General features: G+C 72.6%; 24 protein-coding genes. 2 read left to right on the forward strand and 22 right to left on the reverse strand.

Annotated elements, in window-relative coordinates; genetic code table 11:
• Positions 1 to 200 precede the first annotated feature (200 nt).
• From IW248_RS13575 to pyrR, 6 genes are read right to left on the reverse strand one after another with little or no spacing between them, the layout of a single operon-like run.
• A complete protein-coding gene (locus IW248_RS13575) occupies positions 201 to 1247 on the reverse strand; it encodes a quinone-dependent dihydroorotate dehydrogenase (RefSeq protein ID WP_196927274.1) in 1047 nt (348 codons plus the stop codon).
• On the reverse strand, positions 1244 to 4591 hold the full coding sequence (carB, locus tag IW248_RS13580) for a carbamoyl-phosphate synthase large subunit (protein ID WP_196927275.1): 3348 nt from the start codon (positions 4589 to 4591) through the stop codon (positions 1244 to 1246). Before carB ends, IW248_RS13575 begins: the two co-directional genes overlap by 4 nt.
• Positions 4584 to 5747, reverse strand: coding sequence for a glutamine-hydrolyzing carbamoyl-phosphate synthase small subunit (gene carA / locus IW248_RS13585; RefSeq protein WP_196927276.1), 1164 nt, complete (start codon positions 5745 to 5747; stop codon positions 4584 to 4586). The genes carB and carA overlap by 8 nt, the downstream gene beginning before the upstream one ends.
• Entirely contained in the window at positions 5747 to 7078 is a 1332-nt protein-coding gene (locus IW248_RS13590; protein ID WP_196927277.1) for a dihydroorotase, read from the reverse strand. The genes carA and IW248_RS13590 overlap by 1 nt, the downstream gene beginning before the upstream one ends.
• Complete coding sequence (locus IW248_RS13595) at positions 7075 to 8001, reverse strand: aspartate carbamoyltransferase catalytic subunit (protein ID WP_124821248.1); 927 nt, start codon at positions 7999 to 8001, stop codon at positions 7075 to 7077. The genes IW248_RS13590 and IW248_RS13595 overlap by 4 nt, the downstream gene beginning before the upstream one ends.
• Positions 7998 to 8582 (reverse strand): bifunctional pyr operon transcriptional regulator/uracil phosphoribosyltransferase PyrR, encoded by a 585-nt coding sequence (pyrR, locus tag IW248_RS13600; protein WP_124821247.1) that lies wholly within the window; start codon positions 8580 to 8582, stop codon positions 7998 to 8000. The genes IW248_RS13595 and pyrR overlap by 4 nt, the downstream gene beginning before the upstream one ends.
• A 288-nt stretch (positions 8583 to 8870) precedes the next feature.
• Here pyrR and bldD point away from each other — a divergent pair, with 288 nt between their 5' ends.
• The gene (gene bldD, locus IW248_RS13605; RefSeq protein ID WP_007458348.1) at positions 8871 to 9359 is read left to right on the forward strand and encodes a transcriptional regulator BldD; all 489 of its coding nucleotides are present in this window, start codon (positions 8871 to 8873) and stop codon (positions 9357 to 9359) included.
• Positions 9360 to 9449: 90 nt separating this feature from the next.
• Here the strand turns inward: bldD and nusB are convergent, their stop codons facing one another.
• The 5 genes from nusB to IW248_RS13630 are packed head-to-tail and all read right to left on the reverse strand — an operon-like array spanning position 9450 to position 13038.
• Positions 9450 to 9860 (reverse strand): transcription antitermination factor NusB, encoded by a 411-nt coding sequence (gene nusB, locus IW248_RS13610; protein WP_184188983.1) that lies wholly within the window; start codon positions 9858 to 9860, stop codon positions 9450 to 9452.
• Positions 9861 to 9883: 23 nt separating this feature from the next.
• The gene (gene efp / locus IW248_RS13615; RefSeq protein WP_007458344.1) at positions 9884 to 10441 is read right to left on the reverse strand and encodes an elongation factor P; all 558 of its coding nucleotides are present in this window, start codon (positions 10439 to 10441) and stop codon (positions 9884 to 9886) included.
• A gap of 44 nt (positions 10442 to 10485) precedes the next feature.
• Complete coding sequence (aroQ, locus tag IW248_RS13620) at positions 10486 to 10953, reverse strand: type II 3-dehydroquinate dehydratase (RefSeq protein ID WP_124821246.1); 468 nt, start codon at positions 10951 to 10953, stop codon at positions 10486 to 10488.
• Positions 10950 to 12029 (reverse strand): 3-dehydroquinate synthase, encoded by a 1080-nt coding sequence (gene aroB, locus IW248_RS13625; RefSeq protein WP_196927278.1) that lies wholly within the window; start codon positions 12027 to 12029, stop codon positions 10950 to 10952. The genes aroQ and aroB overlap by 4 nt, the downstream gene beginning before the upstream one ends.
• A gap of 10 nt (positions 12030 to 12039) precedes the next feature.
• Positions 12040 to 13038 (reverse strand): helix-turn-helix transcriptional regulator, encoded by a 999-nt coding sequence (locus tag IW248_RS13630; protein WP_196927279.1) that lies wholly within the window; start codon positions 13036 to 13038, stop codon positions 12040 to 12042.
• Positions 13039 to 13117: 79 nt separating this feature from the next.
• Between IW248_RS13630 and IW248_RS13635 the strand changes: the two genes are divergently transcribed.
• Positions 13118 to 13846 (forward strand): alpha/beta fold hydrolase, encoded by a 729-nt coding sequence (locus tag IW248_RS13635; protein WP_196927280.1) that lies wholly within the window; start codon positions 13118 to 13120, stop codon positions 13844 to 13846.
• A 100-nt stretch (positions 13847 to 13946) separates the two neighbouring features.
• Here IW248_RS13635 and IW248_RS13640 read toward each other — a convergent pair whose 3' ends face one another.
• The 11 genes from IW248_RS13640 to IW248_RS13690 form a co-directional block, all read right to left on the reverse strand.
• Positions 13947 to 14450, reverse strand: coding sequence for a shikimate kinase (locus tag IW248_RS13640; RefSeq protein WP_124821242.1), 504 nt, complete (start codon positions 14448 to 14450; stop codon positions 13947 to 13949).
• Entirely contained in the window at positions 14450 to 15628 is a 1179-nt protein-coding gene (gene aroC / locus IW248_RS13645) for a chorismate synthase (protein WP_196927281.1), read from the reverse strand. Before aroC ends, IW248_RS13640 begins: the two co-directional genes overlap by 1 nt.
• A 94-nt stretch (positions 15629 to 15722) precedes the next feature.
• Positions 15723 to 16646 carry a glycosyltransferase family 2 protein gene (locus IW248_RS13650; protein WP_196927282.1) on the reverse strand — a complete coding sequence of 308 codons (924 nt, stop codon included), beginning with the start codon at positions 16644 to 16646 and terminating at the stop codon, positions 15723 to 15725.
• The gene (locus tag IW248_RS13655) at positions 16643 to 17317 is read right to left on the reverse strand and encodes a glycosyltransferase (protein WP_196927283.1); all 675 of its coding nucleotides are present in this window, start codon (positions 17315 to 17317) and stop codon (positions 16643 to 16645) included. Before IW248_RS13655 ends, IW248_RS13650 begins: the two co-directional genes overlap by 4 nt.
• Positions 17314 to 17793 carry a glycosyltransferase family 28 protein gene (locus IW248_RS13660; protein ID WP_124821238.1) on the reverse strand — a complete coding sequence of 160 codons (480 nt, stop codon included), beginning with the start codon at positions 17791 to 17793 and terminating at the stop codon, positions 17314 to 17316. Before IW248_RS13660 ends, IW248_RS13655 begins: the two co-directional genes overlap by 4 nt.
• Positions 17794 to 18007: 214 nt before the next feature.
• Complete coding sequence (locus tag IW248_RS13665; protein WP_196927284.1) at positions 18008 to 19270, reverse strand: hypothetical protein; 1263 nt, start codon at positions 19268 to 19270, stop codon at positions 18008 to 18010.
• A complete protein-coding gene (locus IW248_RS13670; protein WP_196927285.1) occupies positions 19267 to 20169 on the reverse strand; it encodes a sulfotransferase domain-containing protein in 903 nt (300 codons plus the stop codon). Before IW248_RS13670 ends, IW248_RS13665 begins: the two co-directional genes overlap by 4 nt.
• A gap of 8 nt (positions 20170 to 20177) precedes the next feature.
• Complete coding sequence (locus tag IW248_RS13675; RefSeq protein ID WP_196930182.1) at positions 20178 to 21737, reverse strand: lipopolysaccharide biosynthesis protein; 1560 nt, start codon at positions 21735 to 21737, stop codon at positions 20178 to 20180.
• Positions 21738 to 21802: 65 nt separating this feature from the next.
• The gene (locus IW248_RS13680) at positions 21803 to 23050 is read right to left on the reverse strand and encodes an O-antigen ligase family protein (protein WP_231397186.1); all 1248 of its coding nucleotides are present in this window, start codon (positions 23048 to 23050) and stop codon (positions 21803 to 21805) included.
• A 113-nt stretch (positions 23051 to 23163) separates the two neighbouring features.
• Complete coding sequence (locus tag IW248_RS13685; protein WP_196927286.1) at positions 23164 to 24765, reverse strand: lipopolysaccharide biosynthesis protein; 1602 nt, start codon at positions 24763 to 24765, stop codon at positions 23164 to 23166.
• A complete protein-coding gene (locus IW248_RS13690) occupies positions 24758 to 25309 on the reverse strand; it encodes an acyltransferase (RefSeq protein ID WP_124823102.1) in 552 nt (183 codons plus the stop codon). The genes IW248_RS13685 and IW248_RS13690 overlap by 8 nt, the downstream gene beginning before the upstream one ends.
• Positions 25310 to 25338: the final 29 nt, after the last annotated feature.

A 25338-nucleotide genomic window follows, 5' to 3' on the forward strand; every position in this document is an offset into this window, starting at 1 on the left:
CGTCCTGCGGCCGGGTCGAACCTCTCCGCCGCCGCCTTTGCTCTGCACCCGCGGATGCGACACCCGTCGGCCGGGTGTCGCGCTCCGGGTGGTGGTGCACCCTGGGGTGCAGAGCAAAGGGGCAACAACGGGCGTGGGCTGCTCGACGCGGAGCGGGCTCGGCACCCGGTTGGGCCGGGCCAACACCGGGCCGAGGGCGGTCACCGGCCGGCGACCGCGTCCGGTGCCGCCGTTGTGGCCACCGCGCGGGCGGCGGCGCGGACCAGGGCCGGTCCTCGGTAGATGAAGCCGGTGTAGAGCTGCACCAGGGCGGCGCCGGCGTCGAACATCCGCGCCGCGTCGTCCGGGTCCAACACGCCGCCGACGCCGACGATCGGCAGCCGGCCCTCGGTCTCCCGGTGCACGAAGGCGACCACGTCGCGGGCCCGCCCGGTGAGGGGCCGACCGGAGAGGCCACCGGCCTGCGCGCCACGCTCGACGTCGACGTCGGCGAGCCCGTCCCGGGACAGGGTGGTGTTGGTGGCGATCACCCCGGCGGCGCCTCGGGCCAGGCAGACCTCCAGCAGTTCGGCGATCGCCGCCTCGGTCAGGTCCGGTGCGATCTTGACCAGCACCGGCTTCTCCCCCACCAGGGCGCCGAGCAGCGCGTCCAGGTGGCTGCGGTCCTGCAACGACCGCAGACCCGGGGTGTTCGGTGAGGAGACGTTCACGGCGAAGTAGTCGCCGTGCCCGCGCAGCGCCCGGTACGAGGCGAGGTAGTCCTCGACCGCCTCGTCGAGCGGCGTCACCTTGGACTTGCCGAGCGAGATGCCCAGCGGCACCCCGAGCGGACGTGGCAGCGCGGCCAGCCGGGCGGCCAGCGCGGCGGCCCCGGCGTTGTTGAAGCCCATCCGGTTGACCACCGCCTCGCTGGCCGGCAGGCGAAACAGCCGGGGCCGGGGGTTGCCCGGCTGCGCGTGCGCGGTGACCGTGCCGACCTCCACGAAGCCGAAGCCGAGCGCCGGCCAGGCCGGCAGCGCCGCGCCGTCCTTGTCCATCCCCGCGGCCAACCCGACCGGATTGGGGAACCGCACACCGAACACCGTGCGCGGCGCGTCGACCGCGTACCGGGCCCGCAGCGCGGCCAGCGCGGCCGGCCGCCGCGACAGGGCCGCCAACCGCCGCAGCGTCCACTCGTGCGCCGCCTCGGCGTCCCCGCCCCCGAGCCGGAACAACAACGGCCGTACCGCCTGCTCGAACACTGTCACTGGGCCGCCCGCAGGATGGCGTGCAGGTCCTGCAGGGGGCGGACCTGCATGTCGCCGCGGATCCGCGCCTCGATGCCCATGACCGCCGCCGCCGCGCCGGGGACCGTGGTGATGCAGGGGATGTCCGCGGTGACCGCCGCGCTGCGGATCTCGTAGCCGTCGGAACGGGCGCTGGCGCCCGAGCCCTGCGGCGTGTTGATCACCAGCGCCACGTGGCCGCCGCCGATCAGCGACACCGCGTCGTCGCCCGCACCGGCCTGGTAGTGCTTACGGATCTGCTCGCAGGCGATGCCGTGCCGGCGCAGCACCTCCGCCGTGCCGGCGGTGGCGACGATCTCGAAGCCCAGATCGGCGAGCCGCTTGATCGGGAAGATCATGCCGCGCTTGTCCCGGTTGGCCACCGAGACGAAGATCTTCCCGGCGGTCGGCAGCGACCCGTACGCGGCCGACTGGCTCTTGGCGAAGGCGTGCCCGAAGTTGGTGTCGATGCCCATCACCTCGCCTGTCGACTTCATCTCCGGCCCGAGCAGCGAGTCGATCCCCTTGCCCGCGCGGGTCCGGAAACGCTTGAACGGCAGCACCGCCTCCTTGACCGCGACCGGCGCGTCCGCGGGCATCGTGCCCCCGTCACCCGTCGCCGGCAGCAGGCCCTCGGCGCGCAACTCGGCGATGCTCGCCCCGAGCGCGATCCGGGCCGCCGCCTTGGCCAGCGGCACCGCCGTGGCCTTGGAGACGAACGGGACGGTCCGCGACGCGCGCGGATTGGCCTCCAACACGTAGAGCACGTCGTCCTTGAGGGCGTACTGCACGTTGAGCAGGCCGCGGACGCCGACGCCACGCGCGATGGCCTCGGTGTAGCGGCGCACCTCGACCAGGTGCGAGCCCGCCAGGGTGATCGGCGGGAGCGCGCAGGACGAGTCGCCGGAGTGGATGCCCGCCTCCTCGATGTGCTCCATCACGCCGCCGATGTAGACCTCACCGTCGGCGTCGCACAGCGCGTCCACGTCGATCTCGATGGCGTCGTCGAGGAACCGGTCCACCAGCACCGGGTGGTCCGGGGAGATGTCGGTGGCCCGGCCGATGTAGTCGCGCAGCGTCGGGTCGTCGTAGACGATCTCCATGCCCCGCCCGCCCAACACGTACGACGGCCGGACCAGCACCGGGTAACCGATCTCGTCGGCGATCGTCTTGGCCTCGTCGTACGAGGTGGCCATGCCGTGCGCCGGCGCGCGCAGCCCGGCGCGGGCCAGCACCGCGCCGAACGCACCCCGCTCCTCGGCCAGGTGGATCGACTCCGGGGAGGTGCCGACGATCGGCACACCGGCGTTCTTGAGCCGCTGCGCCAGCCCCAGCGGGGTCTGCCCGCCGAGCTGCACGACCACCCCGACCACGCCCGGCCCACCGGCCGCCCGGCCGGACGAGTCCTCCGCGTGCCAGACCTCCAGGACGTCCTCGAAGGTCAGCGGCTCGAAGTAGAGCCGGTCGGCGGTGTCGTAGTCGGTGGAGACCGTCTCCGGGTTGCAGTTGACCATGACGGTCTCGTAACCGGCCGACCGCAAAGCCTGGACCGCGTGCACGCAGGAGTAGTCGAACTCGATGCCCTGCCCGATCCGGTTCGGGCCGGAGCCCAGGATCAGCACCTTCGGCTGGTCCGACGGCACGACCTCGGTCTCCAGGTCGTACGTCGAGTAGTGGTACGGCGTGGTCGCCTCGAACTCGGCCGCGCAGGTGTCCACGGTCTTGTAGACCGGGCGCACGTCGAGGCGGTGCCGCAGCGTCCGTACGCCGTCCTCGGCGGCCAGCTCCGGGCGCAGCGCGGCGAGCTGCCGGTCGGACAGACCGGCCCGCTTGGCGCGGCGCAACAGATCGGCGTCGAGCACCGGCGCGTCGACGATCTCGGCGCGCAGCTCGACCAGCGCGGCGATCTGGTCCAGGAACCACGGGTCGATCCCGCCGGACGCCTCGGCGACCTCGGCGATCGACGCGCCGAGGCGCAGCGCCCGCTCGACGGTGTACAGCCGGCCGTCGTGCGGGATCCGCAGCGCGGCGAGGGTTTCCGCCAGGGTGACGCCCGCCGGGTCCGGCACACTCCAGAAACCGGCTGACTTGGTTTCCATCGAGCGCATCGCCTTGTTCAGCGCCTCGGTGAAGTTGCGCCCGAGGCTCATCGCCTCGCCCACCGACTTCATCGTGGTGGTCAGCTCCGGGTCCGCGCCGGGGAACTTCTCGAACGCGAACCGCGGGATCTTCACCACCACGTAGTCGAGGGACGGCTCGAACGCCGCCGGGGTCTTCAGGGTGATGTCGTTGGGGATCTCGTCGAGGGTGTAGCCGATGGCCAGCTTCGCGGCGATCTTCGCGATCGGGAAGCCTGTCGCCTTGGAGGCCAGCGCCGAGGACCGCGACACCCGGGGGTTCATCTCGATCACGACGATGCGGCCGTCGACCGGGTTGACCGCGAACTGGATGTTGCAGCCGCCGGTGTCCACCCCGACCTCGCGCAGCACGGCGATGCCCAGGTCACGCAGGCGCTGGTACTCCCGGTCGGTGAGCGTCATGGCCGGGGCCACTGTGACGCTGTCGCCGGTGTGCACGCCCATCGGGTCGATGTTCTCGATCGAGCAGACCACCACCACGTTGTCGTGCCGGTCGCGCATCAGCTCGAGCTCGTACTCCTTCCAGCCGAGCACGCTCTCCTCGATGAGCACCTCGTGCACCGGGCTGGCGGACAGGCCGTCGCCGGCGATGCGGGCCAGGTCCTCCGGGGTGTGCGCCATGCCGGAGCCCAGGCCGCCCATGGTGAACGACGGCCGGATCACCACCGGCAGGCCCAGCTCGGCGACTGTCGCCTCGACCTCGTCCATCGAGTGGCAGACCCGCGAGCGGGGCACCAGCCCGGTCGGGTCGTCGACGCCGAGCCGTACGCCGGCCTTCGCCACGATCTCCTTGAACAGCTGCCGGTCCTCGCCCCGGTTGATGGCGTCGATGTTCGCGCCGATCAGCTCCACGCCGTACTTGTCCAGGACGCCGGCCTCGTGCAGGGCGACGGCCGTGTTCAGCGCGGTCTGCCCGCCGAGGGTCGCGAGGATCGCGTCCGGGCGCTCCTTGGCGATGACCAGTTCCACGAACTCCGGGGTGATCGGCTCGACGTAGGTCGCGTCGGCGAACTCCGGGTCCGTCATGATCGTCGCCGGGTTGGAGTTGACCAGGCTGACCCGGATCCCCTCACTGCGCAGGACCCGGCACGCCTGGGTGCCGGAGTAGTCGAACTCGCAGGCCTGCCCGATGACGATCGGCCCGGAGCCGATCACGAGAATGTGCTTGAGATCGGTCCGCTTAGGCATTGCTGCGCCCCTTGCTGTGGGTCCGACCCTCGATCAAGTCGGCGAATCGGTCGAAGAGGTAGTCCGCGTCGTGCGGGCCGGCCGCCGCCTCCGGGTGGTACTGGACGGTGAACGCGGGCAGGTCGACGGCCCGCAGCCCCTCGACCACGTTGTCATTGAGGCAGACGTGCGACACCCGTACGCCACCGAAGTCGGTGTCGATCACCTGGTCGGGGACGACAGCGCCGTTGCCCGAACCGGGGACCTGCACGGCGAAGCCGTGGTTGTGGCTGGTCACCTCGACCTTGCCGGTGACCCGGTCGAGCACCGGCTGGTTGATCCCCCGGTGGCCGTAGCCCAGCTTGTAGGTGCCGAAGCCGAGCGCCCGACCGAGGATCTGACTGCCGAAGCAGATGCCGAACAGCGGCACCTCCCGCCGCAGCGCCTCCCGGGCCAGCTCAACCGGGGCGTCGGCGGTGGCCGGGTCACCCGGGCCGGGCGACAGGAAGATCGCGTCGGCGCCGGTGGCGAGCATCTGCTCGATGCTCGACGACGCCGGCAGCACGTGGGTGGTCACCCCACGGGTCGCCAGCCGGCGCGGGACGTTGCGCTTGATGCCCAGGTCCAGGGCGGCCACTGTGAACCGGTGCTCACCCACGGCCTCGACGACGTACGGCTCGGCGGTGCTCACCTCGGCGGACAGGTCCGCGCCGACCATCTGCGGCGCCTGGCGGACCCGGGCCAGCAGGCTCTGCGGGTCGTTGTCGATGCTGGAGATGCCCACCCGCATGGCGCCCCGCTCGCGCAGGTGCCGGGTCAGCGCCCGGGTGTCCACCCCGCTGATGCCCACCACACCCTCGGTGGCGAGGCGGTCCTCCAGGCCACCGGTGGCCCGCCAGTTCGAGCCGATCCGGGCCGGGTCGCGCACGACGTAGCCCGCCACCCAGATCCGGCCGGACTCGTCGTCCTCGCCGTTGACACCTGTGTTACCGATGTGCGGCGCGGTCTGCACCACCACCTGACGGTGGTAGGACGGGTCGGTCAGCGTCTCCTGGTAACCGGTCATGCCGGTGTTGAAGACCGCCTCGCCGAAGGTCTCCCCGACACTGCCGTACGCCTCACCGGGAAACGTGCGCCCGTCCTCGAGCACCAGGATTGCGGGTCTGCGCTTGACCATTACTTGACAGCCTTTCCGTCCAGGACCGTCGGCTCGCCGCGCAGGAAGGTCGCCACGATGCGACCCGGCAGCGTCATGCGGGCGTACGGGGTGTTGCGACTGCGACTGGCCAACTCCGCCGGCTCGATGGTGCGGCGGGCGGCCGGGTCGATCAGGGTCAGGTTGGCCGGCACACCCGGCGCGGGGTCGACGCCGTGCCCGGTGAGGCCGGCGATCCGTGCGGGGGTGCGCGACATCCGCTCGGCGATCAGGTCCCACTCGGGGCCGAGCACGTCCAGCGCGATGGAGAGGGCCGTCTCCAGACCGAGCATCCCCGGCCGGGCGTACGCCCACTCGCACTCCTTGTCCTCCACCGAGTGCGGGGCGTGGTCGGTGGCGATCACGTCGATCACCCCGTCGGCGAGCGCGGCGCGCAGCGCGGCGACGTCCGAGGCGGTGCGCAGCGGCGGGTTCACCTTGAAGACCGGGTCGTAAACTCCGGCTGGGCTCCAGTTGTTCGCGAGTGCGGGGCTCGCAAGCTCACTCCTCCCGCTCACGACTTCGTCGGTGAGCAGCAGGTGGTGCGGGGTCACCTCGGCGGTCACGCGTACCCCGCGTGCCTTTGCCTGGCGCAGCACCTCGACGCTGCCGGCTGTGGAGACGTGGCAGACGTGTAGTCGACTGCCCACGTGCTCGGTGAGCAGCACGTCCCGGGCGATGATCGCCTCCTCGGCGACCGCCGGCCAACCGATCAGGCCGAGCCGGGTGGAGACCTCGCCCTCGTGCATCTGGGCGCCCTCGGTGAGCCGGGGCTCCTCGGCGTGCTGGGCGATGATCCCGTCGAACGCCTTGACGTACTCCAGGGCCCGGCGCATCAACTTCGGGTCGGCGACGCAGTGCCCGTCGTCGGAGAAGATCCGAACCCGGGCCGCCGAGTCGGCCATCGCGCCCAGTTCGGCCAGCCGCTCGCCGGCCAGCCCGACGGTGACCGCGCCGATCGGCTGGACGTCGACCAGGCTGGCCTCGCGGCCGAGCCGCCAGACCTGCTCGACCACGCCGGCGGTGTCCGCCACCGGGGAGGTGTTGGCCATCGCGCAGACCGCCGTGTAGCCGCCCAGCGCCGCCGCCCGGGAACCGGACTCGACGGTCTCGGCGTCCTCCCGGCCGGGCTCGCGCAGGTGGGTGTGCAGGTCGACGAGGCCGGGCAGGGCGACCAGGCCGGTGCCGTCGACGACTGTGGCGTCCGGCGCGTTCAGGCCGGAACCGACCTCGGCGACCACGCCGTCGCGGATCAGCAGGTCGGTCGGCGCGGCGCCGACGACACTCACGCTGGTGATCAGGTACGCGGTCACCGGTTGTTCCCTCCGAGCAGCAGGTAAAGGACAGCCATCCGCACGGAGACCCCGTTGGTGACCTGTTCGACGATTGTGGAGCGGGGTGAGTCGGCGACCTCGGGGGTGATCTCCATCCCCCGGTTCATCGGGCCGGGGTGCATGACGATCGCGTGCTCGGGCAGCCGGCGCATCCGCGGCCCGTCCAGCCCGTAGCGGCGGGCGTACTCGCGCGCGGAGGGGAAGTAGGAGTCGTTCATCCGCTCCCGCTGCACGCGCAGCATCATCACCACGTCCACGTTGGGCAGGACGGAGTCGAGGTCGTAGGAGACGTCGGTGGCGGGGGCGAGGGCGCCCGCGATGTCGACCGGGATGAGGGTCGGCGGGCCGACCAGGGTGACCTTGGCGCCGAGAGTGGAGAGCAGCAGCACGTTGGAACGGGCCACCCGGGAGTGCAGCACGTCCCCGACCACCGCGACCGACAGGCCGGCGAGCCGGCCCAGCCGGGCCCGCATGGTGTACGCGTCCAGCAACGCCTGGGTGGGGTGCTCGTGGGTGCCGTCACCGGCGTTGACCACCGACCCGTCCACCCAGTTGGCCAGGCGGTGCGGCGCGCCGGAGGCGGGGTGTCGGACGACCACGGCGTCCGCGCCCATGGCCTGCAGGGTCAACGCGGTGTCCTTCAGGCTCTCACCCTTGGTGACGCTGGACCCCTTCGCGGAAAAGTTGATCACGTCGGCGCTGAGCCGCTTCGCCGCCGCCTCGAAGGAGATCCGGGTACGCGTGGAGTCCTCGTAGAAGAGGTTGACCACGGTCCGTCCGCGCAGTGCGGGAAGCTTCTTGATCTCCCGGCCGGCGACGGTGGCCATCTCGGCGGCGGTGTCCAGGATCTCGGTGGCGGTGTCGGCGTCCAGGTCCCCGCCGGAGAGCAGATGCTTGATCATGAGTGGGTTCCCCCGTAGAGCTTGACCTCGTCCGTCCCGTCGATCTCGGCGAGCGTCACCTTGACGCTCTCGGCGAGCGCCGTCGGGATGTTCTTGCCGACGTAGTCGGCGCGGATCGGCAACTCCCGGTGGCCCCGGTCGACCAGGACGGCGAGCTGCACCGACGCCGGACGGCCCACATCGTTGAGCGCGTCGAGCGCGGCCCGGACGGTGCGGCCGGAGAAAAGCACGTCGTCGACCAGGATGACCCGTTTGCCGTCGATCCCGCCGGACGGCAGCTCGGTCGGTCCCACCGCGCGGGTGGCGTGCCGACGGAGATCGTCGCGGTACAGGGTGATGTCGAGCACACCGACCGGGACGGAGACGTCCTCGAAGGTGCTGATCCGGTCGGCGAGCCGCCGGGCGAGGGGGGTGCCCCGGGTCGGGATCCCCAGGAGCACCGTGTTCGCGGCGCCCTGGGTCTTTTCCAGGATCTGGTGGGCGATGCGGTCGACCACGCGTTGCACGTCGGCGCTGGCGAGGATCACCTTCACCGAGGGTTGTCGCGGTGGTGACGAGCGGGCAGCCGGTGGGTATGCCACGGCGGACCTCCTTCCCCGCCTCACGGGACGGGTCGTTAAAGGATGTCGGGCACCTCCGGCCGGACCGCTCAGCGGACCTGGGCCGGGGCTTCCGCCACGTTACCAGTGGTCACCGGGCCGATGGACGGCGGCCGCTGACCACCCGATCAGGCGCCGGAAAAGGGGATAACTTCCCGGACGCTCCCCAACGGTAGGGTCACGACCACTTGACCACGTGTCGCATTCCCCGTACCGTCACGCTCCGTAGCGATCGACGGGAGAACCCCGAGCAGCACTGGGAGTGTCCGAATGCCCTCTGAATACGCCAAGTCTCTGGGCGCCCGCCTGCGCTCCATCCGCCAGCAGCAGGGTCTTTCCCTGCAGGGTGTGGAGGAGAAGTCGAACGGGCGGTGGAAGGCCGTGGTGGTCGGCTCGTACGAGCGTGGCGACCGGGCCGTGACGGTGTCCCGTCTGGCCGAGTTGGCCGAGTTCTACCGCGTACCCGTCTCGGAGCTGCTGCCTGACGGCAGTGGCGTCCGTCACGAGCCCACCAGCAAGATTGTCCTGGACCTGGAGCGGCTCTACGACGAGGCCTCCGAGGACCTGGCCTACGTCGCCCGCTACGCCCGCGCCATCCAGCAGCAGCGCGGCGACTACAACGGCAGGGTGCTCTCCATCCGCGCCGACGACCTGCGGGCGCTCGCGATCGTCTACGACGCCTCACCGTCGGGTCTGATCGAGCGGCTCACCGAGCACGGCGTGCTGGTGGCCGACCCCCGGGCGTTCTTCGCCTCCTGATCTGCCGTCTCACCTGATCTACCGCTTCACCGAAAGGGCCCGTGCCAACCGGCACGGGCCCTTTCGCGTTGCGGCGTTCGGTGCTGACGCTCAGCGGGTGGCGTACTCGGCGATCCGGCCGAGCACCCCGTTGAGGAAGCGCGGCGAATCGTCTGTCGACATCTGCCGGGCCAGCTCGACGGCCTCGCTGATCGCCACCGCGTCGTCGATCTCGTCGACGTAGAGCAACTCGTAGACGGCGATCCGAGCCAGATTACGGTCGACGACAGGCATCCGCTCCAGCGTCCAACCCTCGGCGTAGCTGGCGATCAGCTCGTCGATCCGGTTGAGGTGCTCGGCGACACCCTCGACCAGGCCCACCGCGTAGCCCAGATGCTCCGGTCGGGGCTGCTCGATCCGCTGCACGTAGCCGGCGAGCACCTCCACCGGAGGCTTGTCCCGTAGGTCGGCCTCGTAAAGGACATCCAGCGCCCGCTTGCGCGCCTTGCGGCGCGCCGGCATCTGCTGCTTGGAACCCTCAGCCATCAGGCGCGGCCGAGGTAACGGCCGTCGCGGGTGTCGACCTTGATCTTCTCGCCGGTGGTGATGAACAGCGGGACCGGCACTGTGGCACCGGTCTCCACGGTCGCCGGCTTGGTGCCGCCGGTCGAACGGTCGCCCTGCAGGCCCGGCTCGGTGTAGGTGACCTCCAGCACGACGCTGGTGGGCAGCTCGATGTAGAGCGGCACACCCTCGTGCTGGGCGACTGTCGCCTCCGCCTCGGGCAGCAGGTAGTTGGCTGCCTCACCGACGGTGCCACCGGGCACGGTGATCTGGTCGAAGGTCTCCAGATCCATGAAGACGAAGTCCTCACCGTCGGCGTACAGGTACTGCATCGTGCGCTTGTCAACGGTCGCGGTTTCGACCTTGGTGCCCGCGTTGAAGGTCTTGTCGACCACCTTCCCGGACAGCACGTTCTTCAGCGTGGTGCGCACGAAGGCACCACCCTTACCGGGCTTGACGTGCTGGAACTCGACGACGGCCCAGAGCTCGCCGTCCAGGTTGAGTACCAGGCCGTTTTTGAGGTCGTTGGTGGAGGCCATTTCCTGCCTTGATCATCAATTGGCGGACAGACCTTACGAGTCTACTAGCTGCGTCGAATCGCCCGGTCCCCGCTCGGGGCGGCCTCTCGACGGGTGGCCAGATGGTGCAGAGCAAGACGATACCCGTCGATGCCCAAACCGCAGATCACCCCGGTCGCCACCGCCGACACCACCGAGTGGTGCCGGAACTCCTCGCGGGTGTGGATGTTGGAGATGTGCACCTCGACAAGCGGCCCGCGCAGCATGGCGCAGGCGTCCCGCACCGCGTACGAGTAGTGCGACCAGGCGGCCGGGTTGAGCACCACCGGGGCGCCCTCGTCGGCCGCCGTGTGCAGCCAGCCGAGCAGCTCGTGCTCCGCGTCCGTCTGCCGGACCGTCACCTCCAGCCCCAGCTCCCGACCGGTCGTCTCGCAGAGCGCCACCAGGTCCGCGTAGGTGGTCGCGCCGTACACGTCGGGCTCGCGGGTGCCCAGCCGACCCAGGTTCGGCCCGTTCAGGACGTAGACCTTCATGAGCTGGTCACCTCGCCGTAGGCGGCCTCCAGCAACGCGTCGTCCGGGCCCTCCAGCATCGCCGGACGGGCCAGCCCGTCGAGCACCACGAAGCGCAGCCGGCTGCCCCGGGTCTTCTTGTCCACCCGCATCGCCGCCAACAGCTGCGGCCAGGCGTCGGCCGGGTAGCTCACCGGCAGGCCCAGCGCGCTCAACGTGACCCGGTGCCGCTCGGCGGTCGGCGCGTCCAGCCGCCCGGCGAGGCGGGCCAGCGTGGCGGCGTACACCAGACCGACGGCGACGGCGTGGCCGTGCCGCCAGCGGTAGCCCTCGTTCTGCTCGATGGCGTGGGCCAGGGTGTGACCGTAGTTGAGCACCTCCCGCACGCCCGACTCGCGCAGGTCGCCGGCGACCACGTCGGCCTTGACCCGGATCGCCCGCTCGATCAGCTCCCGGCTCACCGGCCCACGGGGGTCGGTGGCGGCCTCCGGGTCGTTCTCGATGAGATCCAGGATCGTCGGGTCGGCGATGAACCCGCACTTCACGACCTCGGCCAGACCGGCCGCCAGGTCGACCGCGGGCAGGCTGTCCAGTGTGGCCAGGTCGGCCAACACCCCGACCGGCGGGTGGAACGCGCCCACCAGGTTCTTGCCGGCGGCCGTGTTGATGCCCGTCTTGCCGCCCACCGCGGCGTCGACCATGCCCAGCAGCGAGGTCGCCACCGGCACCCAGCGCACCCCCCGCAACCAGCAGGCCGCGACGAAGCCGGCCAGGTCGGTCACCGCGCCGCCGCCCACCCCGACCACCGCGTCGGTACGGGTGAAGCCCGCCGCCCCGAGCCGGTCCCAGCAGGCGGAGGCCACGTCGATGTGCTTGCCCGACTCGGCGTCGGGCACCTCGATCGGCAATGGCTCGACGCCGGCGGCGCGCAGGCGCTCACCGAGCGCGTCCGCGAGGGCCTTGAGCGGAGGCGCGTGCAGCACCGCCACCCGCGTCGCGCCGGGCAGCAGGCCAGGCAGCGCGCCCAGCAGGTCACGTCCCACCAAGACGTCGTACGGCCGCTCGCCGCCGACCGGAATCCGGGTCACCTCGTCCATCGCCGGCAGCCTAGTCCAGCGGGACCCGCGGCGAGGGCGGCTGTCCACCTGCTGGCCGGGCGGCCCAGCCCGCCAACCGGCGAGCGTGCTCGGCCACCGCGGCGCGCAGCGCGTCCGGATGTCGCACGGTGAAGGGGCAGCCCAGCCCGGCGAGCAGCGCCGCCATACCGGGCAGGCTCTCCGCCCGGGCCCGCAGCAGCACCCCGTCGGAGGTGGCGGTCAACTCGGCCACGCTGGGCGGGATGCGGCGGCGGGCGGCGACCATGTCGGTCTCCAGCACGACCTCCACCTCGTGCGCGTACGGCACGCCGGCCAGCGACCTGGTCACCCAGGCCACCGCCTCGAAGCCGTCCGGCACGGTGAACGTCGCCACGCCGGGCGTCACCGCGCCGATCCGGTCCAGTCGGAAGGTGCGGATCTCCCCGCGCCGGTGGTCGTGGCCTGTGACATACCAACGGCCGGAGTGGAAGACCAGCCCGTACGGGTCGAGCTCGCGGTGCGACTGCTCGCCCCGCCAGGAGCGGTAGTCCAGTGCCACCCGCTGCCGGTGCCGGGTGGCCGAGGCCAGCGCGAGCAGGGTGCCCGACGTCGGTCCGCGCTCCGGCTCCGGGCGACGCAGGGTGAAGCCCAGGTGCTCCTGAACGGCGGCGAGCCGGTCGGCGAGCGCCGCCGGCAGCACCCGGCGGATCTTCGCCAACGCGGTGGCGGTGGCGGGTTGCTCGGTGGCGAGCCCGACCCGTTCGGCGACGACGAGGCCGAGCAGCACGGCCACCGCCTCGTCGTCGGTGAGCATCAGCGGTGGCAGCTTGTAGCCGGAGTGCAGCCGGTAGCCGCCGTGGCGGCCCCGGTCGGCGGTGACGGGGATGCCCAGCTCGACAAGCGTGGTCGCGTACCGGCGCACGGTCCGCTCGTCCACCCCGAGCCGGCCGGCGAGTTCGGCGGCGGTCGACCGGTGCCGGGTCTGCAGCAGTTCGAGCAGGGCCAGCACCCGCCCTGCGGGATGTGACACGGGCCACTCCTCCAAACCGGGCGGATCCTGTCCGGTTTCGATCGTACGGTCTGTCGGTAACCGAGAGAAGGAGCGACAGATGGCGACATTCGTGCTGGTGCCGGGATTCTGGCTGGGTGCCTGGGCGTGGCGGGACGTGACCGTCGCGCTGCGGTCGCAGGGGCACGAGGTCCACCCGATGACACTGACCGGGGTGGCCGAGCGCGACCACCTCGCCGGTCCGAACGTCAGCCTGGACACGCACACCACCGACATCATCCGGCTGCTCGAGGTCGAGGACCTGCGCGACGTGCTGCTGGTCGGGCACTCCGGCGGCGGCATGCCGGCCGCCCAGGCGGCGGACCGCGTTCCGGACCGGATCGCCCGGATCGTCTACGTGGAGAGTGGGCCGTTGCCGGACGGCACGGCGCAGTTCGACACGGTGCCGCCGGAGGAGCAGGAGCGGCTACGCGCCGCGATCGGCACCGGGCACCTGCTGCCGCCGCCGGCCTGGGACCCGGCCGCCGACCCGACCAACCTGGCCGGCCTGGACGAGCCGACGCTCGCGCTGCTGCGCTCCCGGGCCACCCCGCAGCCGCTGCGGGCCGCCACCGACCCGGTCCGACGCGCCGGTGGGCGCCCGGTGCCGACCGCGCTGGTCGCCAGCACCTTCCCGCTCAGCGTGGTGCGGCAGATGATCAGGGAGGAGCATCCGTTCTTCACCGGTCTGGCCGACGGCCAGCTGCACGAGCTGCCCACCGGGCACTGGCCGATGCTCAGCGAGCCGAAGGCGCTGTCCGACGTCCTGGACCTGATCGCCCGCGGCTGAGGACCACCCACCGCGCCGATCTTGCAGCCTCGGTTGCCGAGATGCGGTGAATGCCCCTTAGAGACAGCAAGTGCAAGATCGGCGCGGCAGGGTGGTGGCGTCAGCGCGGGAGCAGGGCGGCGATATCGGCGACTACCTGCGCCGGCGGCCGGCCGTCGGTGACCACCGTCTCGGTCGCCACCTCGGCGTAGAGCGGCCGACGCTGGTCCAGCAGGTGCTTGAGGGTGGCCCGCGGGTTGATCGCCAGCAGCGGCCGGCCGGCGCCGAGCCCGACCCGCCGCACCGCGTCGGGCAGCTCGACCGAGAGGTGCACCACCCGGTGCCCGATCAGGGCCGCCCGGGTTTCCTCGGCCAACACCGCGCCGCCGCCGAGGGCGAGCACGCCCGTGCCGGCGGCAAGCGCCGCGGCCACGGCGGCCCGTTCCAGGGTACGGAAGTGCGCCTCACCCTCGTCGATGAAGATCTCCGGGATCGGCTTACCGGCCATCTGCTCGATGTCGGCGTCGGTGTCGCGGAACTCCACGCCGAGGGTGGCGGCGAGCGCCCGCCCGACGGTGGTCTTGCCGCAGCCGGGCGCGCCGACGAGCACGACGACCGGTGCCATCAGCGGATGACCAGCGCGTCGAGGTAACCAGCGAGGTTGCGACGGATCTCGGCGATCGAGTCTCCGCCGAACTTCTCGGTGGCCGCCTCGGCGAGCACCAGCGCCACCATCGCCTCGGCGACCACCGCCGCGGCGGGCACCGCGCAGACGTCGGAGCGCTGGTTGATCGCGGTGGCCGCCTCGCCGGTGGTGACGTCCACGGTGGCGAGCGCCCGGTTCAGCGAGGAGATCGGCTTCATCGCGGCGCGGACCCGCAACGGCTCACCGGTGGTGATGCCACCCTCCAGCCCGCCGGCCCGGTCGGTGACCCGGCGGACGCCGGTGGCCGACGGGATGATCTCGTCGTGCGCCTCCGAGCCGCGGGACCGGGCCTGCTGCCAGCCGTCGCCGATCTCCACGCCCTTGATGGCCTGAATGGACATCAGCGCGGTGGCCAGGCGGGCGTCGAGCTTGCGGTCCCACTGCACGTGGCTGCCCAGCCCCGGTGGCACCCCGTACGCCAGCACCTCGACCACGCCGCCGAGGGTGTCGGCGGCCTTCTTCGCGGCGTCGACCTCGGCGACCATCAGGGCGCTGGCCTCGGGGTCGAGGCAGCGCAGCGGGTCGGCGTCGATCCGGGCGGCGTCGGACGGCGTGGGACGCAGCCCGGGCTTGGCGGCCACCGGGCCCAACTCGATGACGTGCGAGACGATCTCGATGCCGAGCGCCTGACGGATCAGTGCCTTGGCGACCGTGCCGACGGCCACCCGGGCGGCGGTCTCCCGTGCGCTGGCGCGTTCCAGGATCGGCCGGGCGTCGGTGTGGCCGTACTTCTGCATGCCGGCCAGGTCCGCGTGGCCGGGCCGGGGGCGGGTCAGCGGGGCGTTGCGGGCCTGCCGGGCCAGCTCGTCGGGGTCGACCGGGTCGGCGGCCATCACGGTCTGCCACTTCGGCCACTCGGAGTTGCCGACCCGGATCGCCACCGGGCTGCCCAGGGTGACACCGTGCCGCAGGCCGCCGAGCAGCTCGACCTCGTCCCGTTCGAACGCCATCCGGGCGCCCCGGCCATAGCCCAGCCGCCGACGGGCCAGCTCGTCGGCGATCTCGGTGGTGGTCACCTCAATGCCGGCCGGCACCCCCTCCAACATCGCGACGAGGGCGGGACCGTGCGATTCACCTGCAGTCAGCCAGCGCAACACAGCGATCAGTCTGTCACGGCGGGCCACCGCCCCGGCGCGCTCCCCGGGGCGTCCCGCCCAGCGGACGCCGCCGCCCGCTCACGCGGGCGGCGGCTCAGATCCCGCGACCGCGCTTGTGCAGGGTGCGCAGCACCGCGTCGGCCCGGACCACCCGACCGGCGACGGCGAGGGCCAGGTAGGCGCGCGGCTCGCGGGGGTTGCTCCGCAGGGTGCGCCGGGCCCAGCGCAGCGCGCCCCGACGGTCGCCGGAGGCGGCCTGGGCGAACGCGATCTGCCCGGCCACCCGGGCCTCGCCGGCCGGTTGACTGGCGAACTCCGGGTAGCGCCGCAGCAACCACTGCAACGCCTCGGAGATGGTGTCCCAGCGCTGCGCGAAGTACGAGCGCTTGTGCCAGCGGACCAGCACCGACGGCGTCCGCAGGTTGATCAGGGGCGCGCTGCGCGCGGCCCGGAGCAGGAACTCGTAGTCCTCCGCGTAGCTGCCTGGGATCTCCTCGTCGACCAACCCGAACCCGTTGCGCAGCGCGCTGGCGCGGATCAGGAAGGTCGACGGGTGCAGCTCCGTCATCCGGTCGCGGAGCAGGTCGTCCAGGGTGATCCGGTCCTTGTCGAGCACCCGGTCGACGCTGTGCCCGTCGTAAATGACGCGGATGCCGCAGCAGACGAACTCGGCGGCCGGATCGCCGGCCAGCGCGTCGACCTGGGCGACCAGCTTGGCGGGCAGCCACTCGTCGTCGTCGTCGCAGAACGCGACAAGCTCACCCTCCGCCGCGAGGGTGCCGCTGTTGCGGGCGCCGGCCAACCCGGGGGTACGGGCGTTGCGGATCACCCGTACCGCGCGGGTCGGGCCGTCCCCCAGCTCGGTCAGCGACTCGTCCGGCTCGGACTGGTCGAACACCACGACGACCTCGATCGGGCCCGGGTAGTCCTGCGCCAGGATCGCGCGCACCGCGGCCCGCAGCAGCTCGGGGCGGTCCCGGGTGGGCACCACGACGCTGACGCTCGGCTGCTCGGTCATCGAGTCTCCTTCGTACCCGGACGCGTCCGGGACCAGGCCCGCCACCGGGATGGGCGCGGGGTCGAGCGGGCCACCAGGTCGTCGACGATCTGCCCGACCCGGGCCACCGCCGCCCGTCGTGCCTCGTGGGCCTCCGGGTCGGCGGCCACCGCGTACCGGGACGGGTCGGCCACCCCGGCGGCCAACGCGTCGTGCAGCGCCTCCCGGGTCTCGCAGAGCGCCACCAGCCCGGCGGCGCCGAGCCGGCGGGCGAAGAGAAGCTGGTGGTTGTCGACGTGCTCGCCGCGAGCCGGATCGCGGGGCACCACGATCGGCAGGTGGCCGTGCCGGCGGGCCTCCAGGATGGTCGCCGGACCACCGTGGCAGACCACCAGGTCCGCATCGATCATCGCCTGTTGCAACGTGTCGTGGCCGAGGAACGGCACCGCGCCGGGCAGTTGGGGCGCGTTCGTGTGCCCGTGCTGCACGGTCAGCCCGATCGGGCCGGCGGCCTGCGCGTGCCAGTGCGCCAACCAGTCGACGAGCCGGTCGAAGGGGTGCTTGTCGGTGCCCACCGCGACCAGCAGTCGGAGCTGGGCGACCGCCGAGCTGTCGCGCTGGCGAGGCAGCCGGGCCGCCTCGGTGCTCGGCCAGGGCTGCGGACGTCGGGCGGTGCCCGTCTCCCCCGTCACAGCAGCGTCCCGACGACTGTCGCCTCGGGGTACTGCCGGCGCTGCTCGTCCCACTGCACGAGCATCGCGGACAGGAACGGCCGGCAGAGCCGAGCGGTCAACGTCGGGGTGTCGATCCGGTCGTACACCTCGATGTAGACGGTCGGGATGCGCCGCAGCCGGGCCAGCACCACGAACGGCACCGCCACCCCGGCGCCGGTGGTGACCACGGCGGCGACCCGCCGTGCCCGCAGCACCCGCCAGGCCAGCAGCGCGTTGCGCAGCAGGTTCGGCACGTTGCGGGTGGTCGGGTGGTGCGCCGGAACCAGGTCCTCGCCGGCCAGCAGCGACACCGCCTCCGGGGTGTCGAAGGTGACCCAGCAGCGCCGCCACTGTTCGTACCAGGGCCGCAGGGCCAGTAGTTGGGCCAGATGGCCGCCGCTGGAGCCGACCAGCAGAAGCACCGGCGCCCCACTGTCGTCGTTGTTCGTGTCCACGCGACTCCCCACAAGTTCGCTTGGAATTCCGGTTCACGCCAGGCAGAAGCAGATCACACGATTCACGGTCGTTGAATAGCGCGACCGGCCGATATGACGATCTCCTCGGCGGGCGGTTCGGTTCGCCGAACGTCCGAGGCCCATCGATCGTCATCACCACCTGCGATTTTGTCGTTACTCTGCGGCGCGCCTTCGCCGCCGCGATTCCTCCCGATCAGCCGCTATGTCTTTTCTCGATGACGTCCAAAAGTGCGGGATGCAGTGCGGCGTTCCAGCCCGCGCCCGCGTCGGCCAGCCGCCAGGTCCGCAACCACATCTCCACCAGGTACGCGTCGGCGACGAGCCGGCGCTGGGCCGCGTCGAGGCCGAGCCGCTCGCCGTGCCGGCTCAGATACCCGTCCACGGCCGACGCGGCGGCGTCGGCCGGCTCCCCCCGCAGCACGAGTGCCCGCTGGAACGCGTCGTGCGCCAGATCGAACCCGACGGGCACGTCCGGCCCGCTGTGCTCCCAGTCCCAGGCGACCAACCGACCGGCGTGCCAGCCCAGGTTCCAGGGCACCCAGTCACCATGCCAGTGACCGAACTCGACACTGGTGTCGCCATGCCGGCTGGCCAGCGCGGAGACCGCGGCGACCGCCCGCGCACCGGCCGGCTCGGTCGCCGCGGCCCGGCCGGCCTGATCGGCCAGCCGGTGCAGGAAGGTCGAGTCGACAAGCTGTCGAGGTGTACCCGCCGGACCGCCACGCCGGGCGACCGCTAGCAGCGCGGCGATCCGTGGTGGGTCGTCCACCGGCACACCGCGTACCGCCGGGGGCAACGGCTCGATCACCGCGACCACCTGGCCCGCCCACGACGTCTCGGTGAGCAGCCTCGGCGGCGTCGGGTGGTCGGCGACGCCGACCACCGCGCGCAACGCCCGCAGCGCCGCCGCCTCCGCGCTGACCAGCGCCCGGGTCGCGTCGTTCCAGCCGATCTTCGCGTAGCCACGCGGGCGCCCGTCGGCGCTGAAGAGTTGCAGGGTGGGCTTGCCGTTCGGGTCGGGTGGACGGACCCCGAACGCGGCCAGCAGCGGCGTGTCACCCAGGTCGGCGGAGAGCCGCTCGCTCAGCAACAGCTCCGCGGCCGGCACGCCGGCCGGCACCGAGACGGTCAACGTCGGAAAGGGCGCGAGCCCCACCCGACCGAACCGGGCCAGCCCGCCGAGCACCGCCCGCAGCGCGCGCACCTTCGGTGGCCGCAGGGCGTTGTACGCCAACAGGGACGCCGCCCCGGCCCGGGGCGCGCCCAACGGCACCAGGAACCGGGCCCGGGCGACCGACGGCACCACCGCGTACCGGGCCACCACCTGGTGACCGGCCGGCGGGGCCCCGTCCACGGTCAGGCCGACCCGGTCGTCCGGGAAGACCGCACGACTCACCCAACCGAGGCCGTCCACCCGGGAACGCGGGTCGGTGGCCGGGCCCACCCGGGTCGTCACGCCGCCCGGTCCGCCCAGTCGAGGTCCAGCCCGAGCCGCTCGCGCAACGCGTCGTTGTACGGCCGGTAGTAGTCGGTCAGCTCGGCGCGCACCGCCGGCTCCAGCGGTGCCGAACGCCGATCGTTGTAGACCTTGAAGTTGGGCAGGTCGTACGCCGGCAGACCGAGGAAGTCCAGGGTGCGCCGGTAGGTCGCGCGGGAGTCGCGGTACAGATCCTCGCTGGGCAGGAAGAGAATCTGCTCGCGGTCGAAGCGCTCCAGCCACGGCTCCAGATGCTCCAGATAGCGTCCCCGGGCCCGGTACGTGTACCAGTCGTACGGCTCGCTGAACGCCTCCGGTTCGGCGATCAACCGCTCCCGCTCCCCCGCCGTGCGCTCCGGCTCGGCCGCCAGCGCGGCGGCGAAGTCCAGTGGTTCGATGCCGTGGGTGCGGCGTTCCTTCCAGTGCGAGTACGCCCGCTCCACCGGGTCCCGCAGCAGCACGATGAGCTTCACCGTCGGCATCAGCGCGGCGACGCGCTGCGCGGCGAGCGGGTGGAACATGTACAGCGGGGCGGCCTCACCGACGCGGGCCGGCCCCCCGTGCCGCTTGGCCAGGGCCTCGCGGTGCCGCTCGGTCGGGAAGTGCGAGCGGTACCAGGATTCGCCGCGACCCCAGTGCTCCTCGAAGTAGTGCGCCGACTTGGTGTTCCACGCGGGGAAGAGCCGGGGCACCAACGGGTGCTGGATGAGGTAGTTCCACAGGGAGGTGGTGCCACCCCGTTTGGTCCCGATGATCAGGAAGTCCGGCAGCGGCCGGCGATCGCTCGTGCGAACGCCGTAGTCGACAAGCGACTCCTTCACCCGGGTGGTCACCTGGGTCGGAACCAACTGCTTGACCCGGTCACGGATGGACGCCACGACGGACCTCACCTACCTCTCGTCGATGCCGAGGTGGTCTCGGCGGCCGCGGCCGCGTTGTCCCCTCCACGGATCTGCCTCATGGTCCCCCGGATGCCGGCGCGCACCCGGGGCAACGTCAACATGCCGACGCAGCCGGTCAGCAGCACCACAAGCGCCACCGCGAGGCCGGGCAGGCCGCGACCGCCCACCAGCACGCCGGCGCCGGCGGCCAGGCCCACACCGGCGATCGTGGCCGCCGCGGCACGCGCCATCGTGGCGTCGAACAGCGGCTCCCGCACCACCGACCGGGCGAACCCGGCGGCGGTGAGGTTCTCGGTGGCGATACCGGCCGCCCAGGCCACCGCCGCGCCCGTCGCGCCGTAGCGGGGGATCAGCCACAGACCCAGCGAGACGGTCACCGTCAACCCGGCCACGGTGGCGACCAGGTGCAACCCACTGCGCCCGCCCATCAGGAGCAGGCTCTGCACGTTGCCCACGCCGGTGTTGACCAACATCGCCAGCGCGAGCACTGTCATCGCCGGCACACCGGCGGTGAACTCCGGCCCGAACAGTTGGAGGAAGGCCAGCGCGAAGACCGCCAGCAGCAGGTACACCGGCCAGGACAGCACCAGCCCCCAGGTGGTCAACTGCCGGTGCACGGCCGCCGCCGCGGCCCGCTCGCCCCGCCCCAGCAGCCGGGACAACTGGGGAGACACCGCCACCCGCAGCCCCTGCATGGCCAACTGACCGGCCAGCACGTACCGGCCGACGGCGCCGAACACGCCGGCGTCCGCCGGCCCGGCCAGCACCGAGGTGAGCAGCACACCCACCCACATGCTGCCGGCGTCGATGGCCGCCGAGGCAGCCCGGGGCAGCGCGAAGCGCCAGAACGTCGACCAGTCGGCGCGGCGCGGACGCAGCGGCGCGCCCCGGCCCAGCCCGAGCGGGCCGGCGACCAGGGTGAGGCAGGCCAGCAGCGCCAACGCCGCCGGCACCAACCAACCGGTCATGCCGGCGAGCAGGCCACCACCCGCCAGCGCGGCGGCGCCGACCAGCACCGGGCGGGCAACCGGCAGCAGCAGGAACTGCACCCCGACGTACGCCCGGATGGGCCGCACGCAGCGCAGCGCGGCCAGCAGCAGGGTCATCGCGACCACCACCGGAACCGCGGCGAACGTGACGGTGAGCAGCGCGTCCCCGCTCGCGCCGGAGCCGCGCAGCAGCCGGGGCGCGAGCGTGTCGGCGGCCAGCACTCCCGCGCCGGCGACCAGCAGCCCGGTCAGCAGCGGCGGGATCAGCGCCACCGGGAGCACCCGGGCCGCGTCACCGCGCACCCCGAGGCTGCGGCGGGGCAGCGCCCACATCAGACCGGTCTCCGCGCCGAGCGTGCAGATCGCGGTGGCCACTGTGACGACCCCGATCGCGGCGAAGAACGCGCCCGCGCCGGCCGTGCCGTACCCCCGGGTGATCACGACGGCCAGCACGAACCCGAACAGGCCACTGGTGGCCGCGCCGAGCAGTCCGGCCACGCCGCTACGCGCGCTGCGGCGGGTCTCGGCCGAGCCGGCCTCCCCGGCGGGCGACAGCGTGGCCTGGTCCTCGGGCGTCGACCGGCCCCCGCCGGCGCCGGCCGGCGGTCGGGTGGCGGCGGTCACGCGGGCACCGGCGCTCTCCGCGCGGCCGTCGGCGACGACCCGGCCAACCGGGTCAGCCGTTCACGCTCGGTCAGCGCCATCGCGAAGGCGACCGCGAAGAACGCGACAGCCAGGTTCTGGTTCGCCATGCCGTAGAACGGGACCTGCACGAGGCAGACCACAGGCACCACAGCCAGCCACTGCCCGGCCGCCGAGGTCGCCCGCGCGCAGATCACCGCGGCGGCGACGAACCACGCCAGGAAACAGATGAGCGCGGGTACGCCATGGCTGAACAGCACCATCCACAGCTGCCCCTGGGTGCCGATCGGCGCGGCCGCCGACACGGTGTCGACGTTCACCGGAGCGCCGTAGCCCAACCACGGCGACTCCTGCACCCGGCGGATCACCTCCGTGTAGAGCGAGAGCCGGTCGGTGTTGGTGTCGCTGGAGTCGACCCGTCTGCTGATCAGCTCGGTGATCGGAATGAACAGCGTGGCCAACGCGCCGATCACCACCACCCCGACGATGGACGCGGCCACCCGGACGTTGCCGCGCAGGCTGGCCCGCACCCCGAGCACCGCCAGCCCGGCGCCGAGGCTGAGGAACATCGCCCGGTTGAGGGTGAGGAACGCCGGCGCCAGCGACAGCGGCAGCGACGCCAGCAGCGCCCAGCGCAGCAACCCGCGCCGGCGCAGCATCGCGAAGGCCACCACGCAGGGCAGGGTCATGGCGTACGCGCTGCCGTAGTTGTTGGTGTACGCGAACGGCGCGGCCGGTCGGTAGATCGGGTTGAGCGAACGGGCGCTGAACTCAGCGGTGGTGAGGTGCACCATGTCCTGGATGAACGGGGTGCCGGCCACCCCGCCGGGCAGCAGCACCTCCATCGGGGTCGTCATGGCCAGCCGGGGCACCAGCACCCCGAGCCAGCCCAGCGCCACGAGCCCGAACCAGAACGCGCAGAGCGGGGTGAGCACCGCCACCAGGCTGGCGCGTTCCCGGGCGGCGGCGTAGACGTAGACGCCGACCACCAGCGCGGTCAGGTAGAACGCCAGCCGCAGGGCGAACGTGAGCAGCGACGCGGGCGACGACAGTTGGGTGGCGCTGACCACCACGATGGCGAGGAACAGCAGCCAGATGCCGGCCGCCGGGGGCAGCGGCACGCGCCCCCGGGTGAGCAGCAACGCGAGCAGCAGCGCACCCAGCAGCGGCCAGCCGAGGTAGAACGCACCGAGCAGCCACCAGAGCGGCACCAGGCCGAACATCATCGACAGCGGCCAGAGCGGCAGTTGCGGCGGCGCGAGCGCCGGCACCGGCGCGACCTCCTGCGGAGCGCCTCCGGGCGGTGGTTCGGTCGCCGGGGCGCGGGTCACCGACACGCTCAGGCCCGGCCGTTTCGCGTGAGCACGAAGCCCAGCGGGGTGACCCCGGCGGCACGCAGCCTCTCCACCAGGCGTCGCAGGTCGCTCTGCCGGGTGCGGTCCCGCTCGACGACCACCACCGCGCTGCCCTGCCGGGCCACGGCCACGCCACGCTCGTCGGACTCCGCCGGAGGGGCGTTGAACAGGACCAGCCCGTGATCCGCACCCTGCCGCCAGGTGCCGAACCGGACGCTGCCCACGCCCACGGCAACCTCGTCCGGGGTGACGACGCGACTGTTCTCCGGGCGCGCGGACGACACCCGCGGCAGCGTCAGCGTGGCGTCCGGGTCGGTGGACGGGCGGGCGCCGGGCGGGTGCGGGGAGGGTCGGCGGGCGGCCGTGCTGTCCGTGGTGGCGGCATCGACGGCCGCTGTGCTGCCGGCCGGCCGGGGCTTGGGCACCAGCGGTCGGGACGGGTCGATGGGCAACCGTCCCCGGTCGGCGAGCACGCTGGCGCGCAGCCGCTCGATCCGTCCGCTGTCGTCGGCGACGAAGACCTCCCGGCCGTCGACGGCGAGCGCCACCGCGAGCCCGGCGGTGAGCGCTGTGGCGTCCTCCCGGGCGGTGACCAGCGCGACCCGGGCAGGCTGCCGGACCCGCTCGGCGACCGCCATCGCCACGTACCGGACGTCGGCGTCGACCGCCCGGGGGCTACCCCGGAACGCCGGTCGGCGCACCGTGCCGAGCAGCGGAAGGCCGGAGGCCTCCCGACCGTCGGCGACCGAGCGGACCCGCCGGTCGGTCGACTCCCACAGGTACGCCAGCACGACGCCGACCAGCGCGCCACCGAGCAGGCCGGCGACCAGGTACAACGGCCGGTGCCCGGCGGAGGTGACAAGCGCCTTCTCGGCGGTCTGGGTCACCCAGCCGGGGTTGACGTCGACCGCCGCGATCTCGGTACGGGCGGCGTTGAGCTGGGTGAGCTGGTTGTTGATGCCGGCCAGCTCGGCCACCAACGCGTCACCCGCGGCGGTGTCCTTGGCGGTGTTCGCCCGCTTCTGCAACGCGACCTGCTGGGCGACGACCTTGGTGATGCTGGCGTCGTAGGAGCGCAGCATCTCGGCGCGCTGCTGCTCGTACATGGTCCGACGCACGTTCAGGTATGCCTCGGCGGCCATGTTGGCGCTCTGCACGGCCCGGTGCGCGTCGCCCGCCTGGTAGGTGAAGCGCAGGATCTGCCCACCGGTGGGCACCTCGACCTCGAGCGCGTTGCGGATGTCACGCGGGTCACCGCCGGCCGAGTCGGCGAGCCGCTGGACCACCTCGGTGCCGGTGGCGATGCCGCTCTCCACGTTCATGTTGACCGCACGGTCGGCGCCCGCGCCGCTGGGGGTGAAGGCGTCGGTCACCACCGGCCGGACCGCGACCACGGCGCTCGCGCTCATCGCCGCCGGCACCAGCAGCACGTAGCCGAGCGCGAGCAGCAGACCGACCGTGGCGACCGCCCCCACCAACCGCAACCGGTGCATCGGCACCCGCAGCAGGTCGGTCAGTGTCACGGCACGCGAGGTGCCGGAGGACGGGCCGTCCGTGGGCCAGGGAGCGGGCGCTGCATCAGTCATGGAACTTCTTCACCGTCTGTTGAGGATTGCCGACGACCACGACGCCGGGTGGTACGTCCGTGCGGACCACCGTCGCCGCGCCGACGACGCTGTCCCGGCCGACCCGTACGCCCTTCAGGACCAGGGCGTGCGCGCCGACCCAGACGTTGTCCTCGAGGACGATCGGGGCCCGGGTGAGCGGGCTGGGCGGCGCGTGCCGCTGCTCCGGGGGCAGGTTGTGGAAGTCGTTGTCGAGCAGCTCGCAGTCCGACAGGAGGCACCGGTCCCCCACCGTCACCGACGTCCAGGTGCCGATCCAGGTGGCGTTGAGCAGGCAGTCGGCGCCGACGCGGACCTCGCCGGGGCCGGCGAAGCGGACGAGCTTGTTCAACCGGGTGCGGTCACCGATGGTCACGCGCACCCCGCGCCGCAACCGGATCCGACCCCGGATCTCCACGTCCCGACCGAGCGTCAACCGTCGGTAACGGAGCTTGTACCAGCCGCGTTTGACCGCGAAGACCAGACGCACCACGCGTCCCGTTCGGATGCCAGCGGCGCCGAGCAACGACCCTCCCCCACCGTCGCGGGCCGGCG

Source organism: Micromonospora ureilytica (genome assembly GCF_015751765.1).
GTDB classification, from domain to species: domain Bacteria; phylum Actinomycetota; class Actinomycetes; order Mycobacteriales; family Micromonosporaceae; genus Micromonospora; species Micromonospora ureilytica.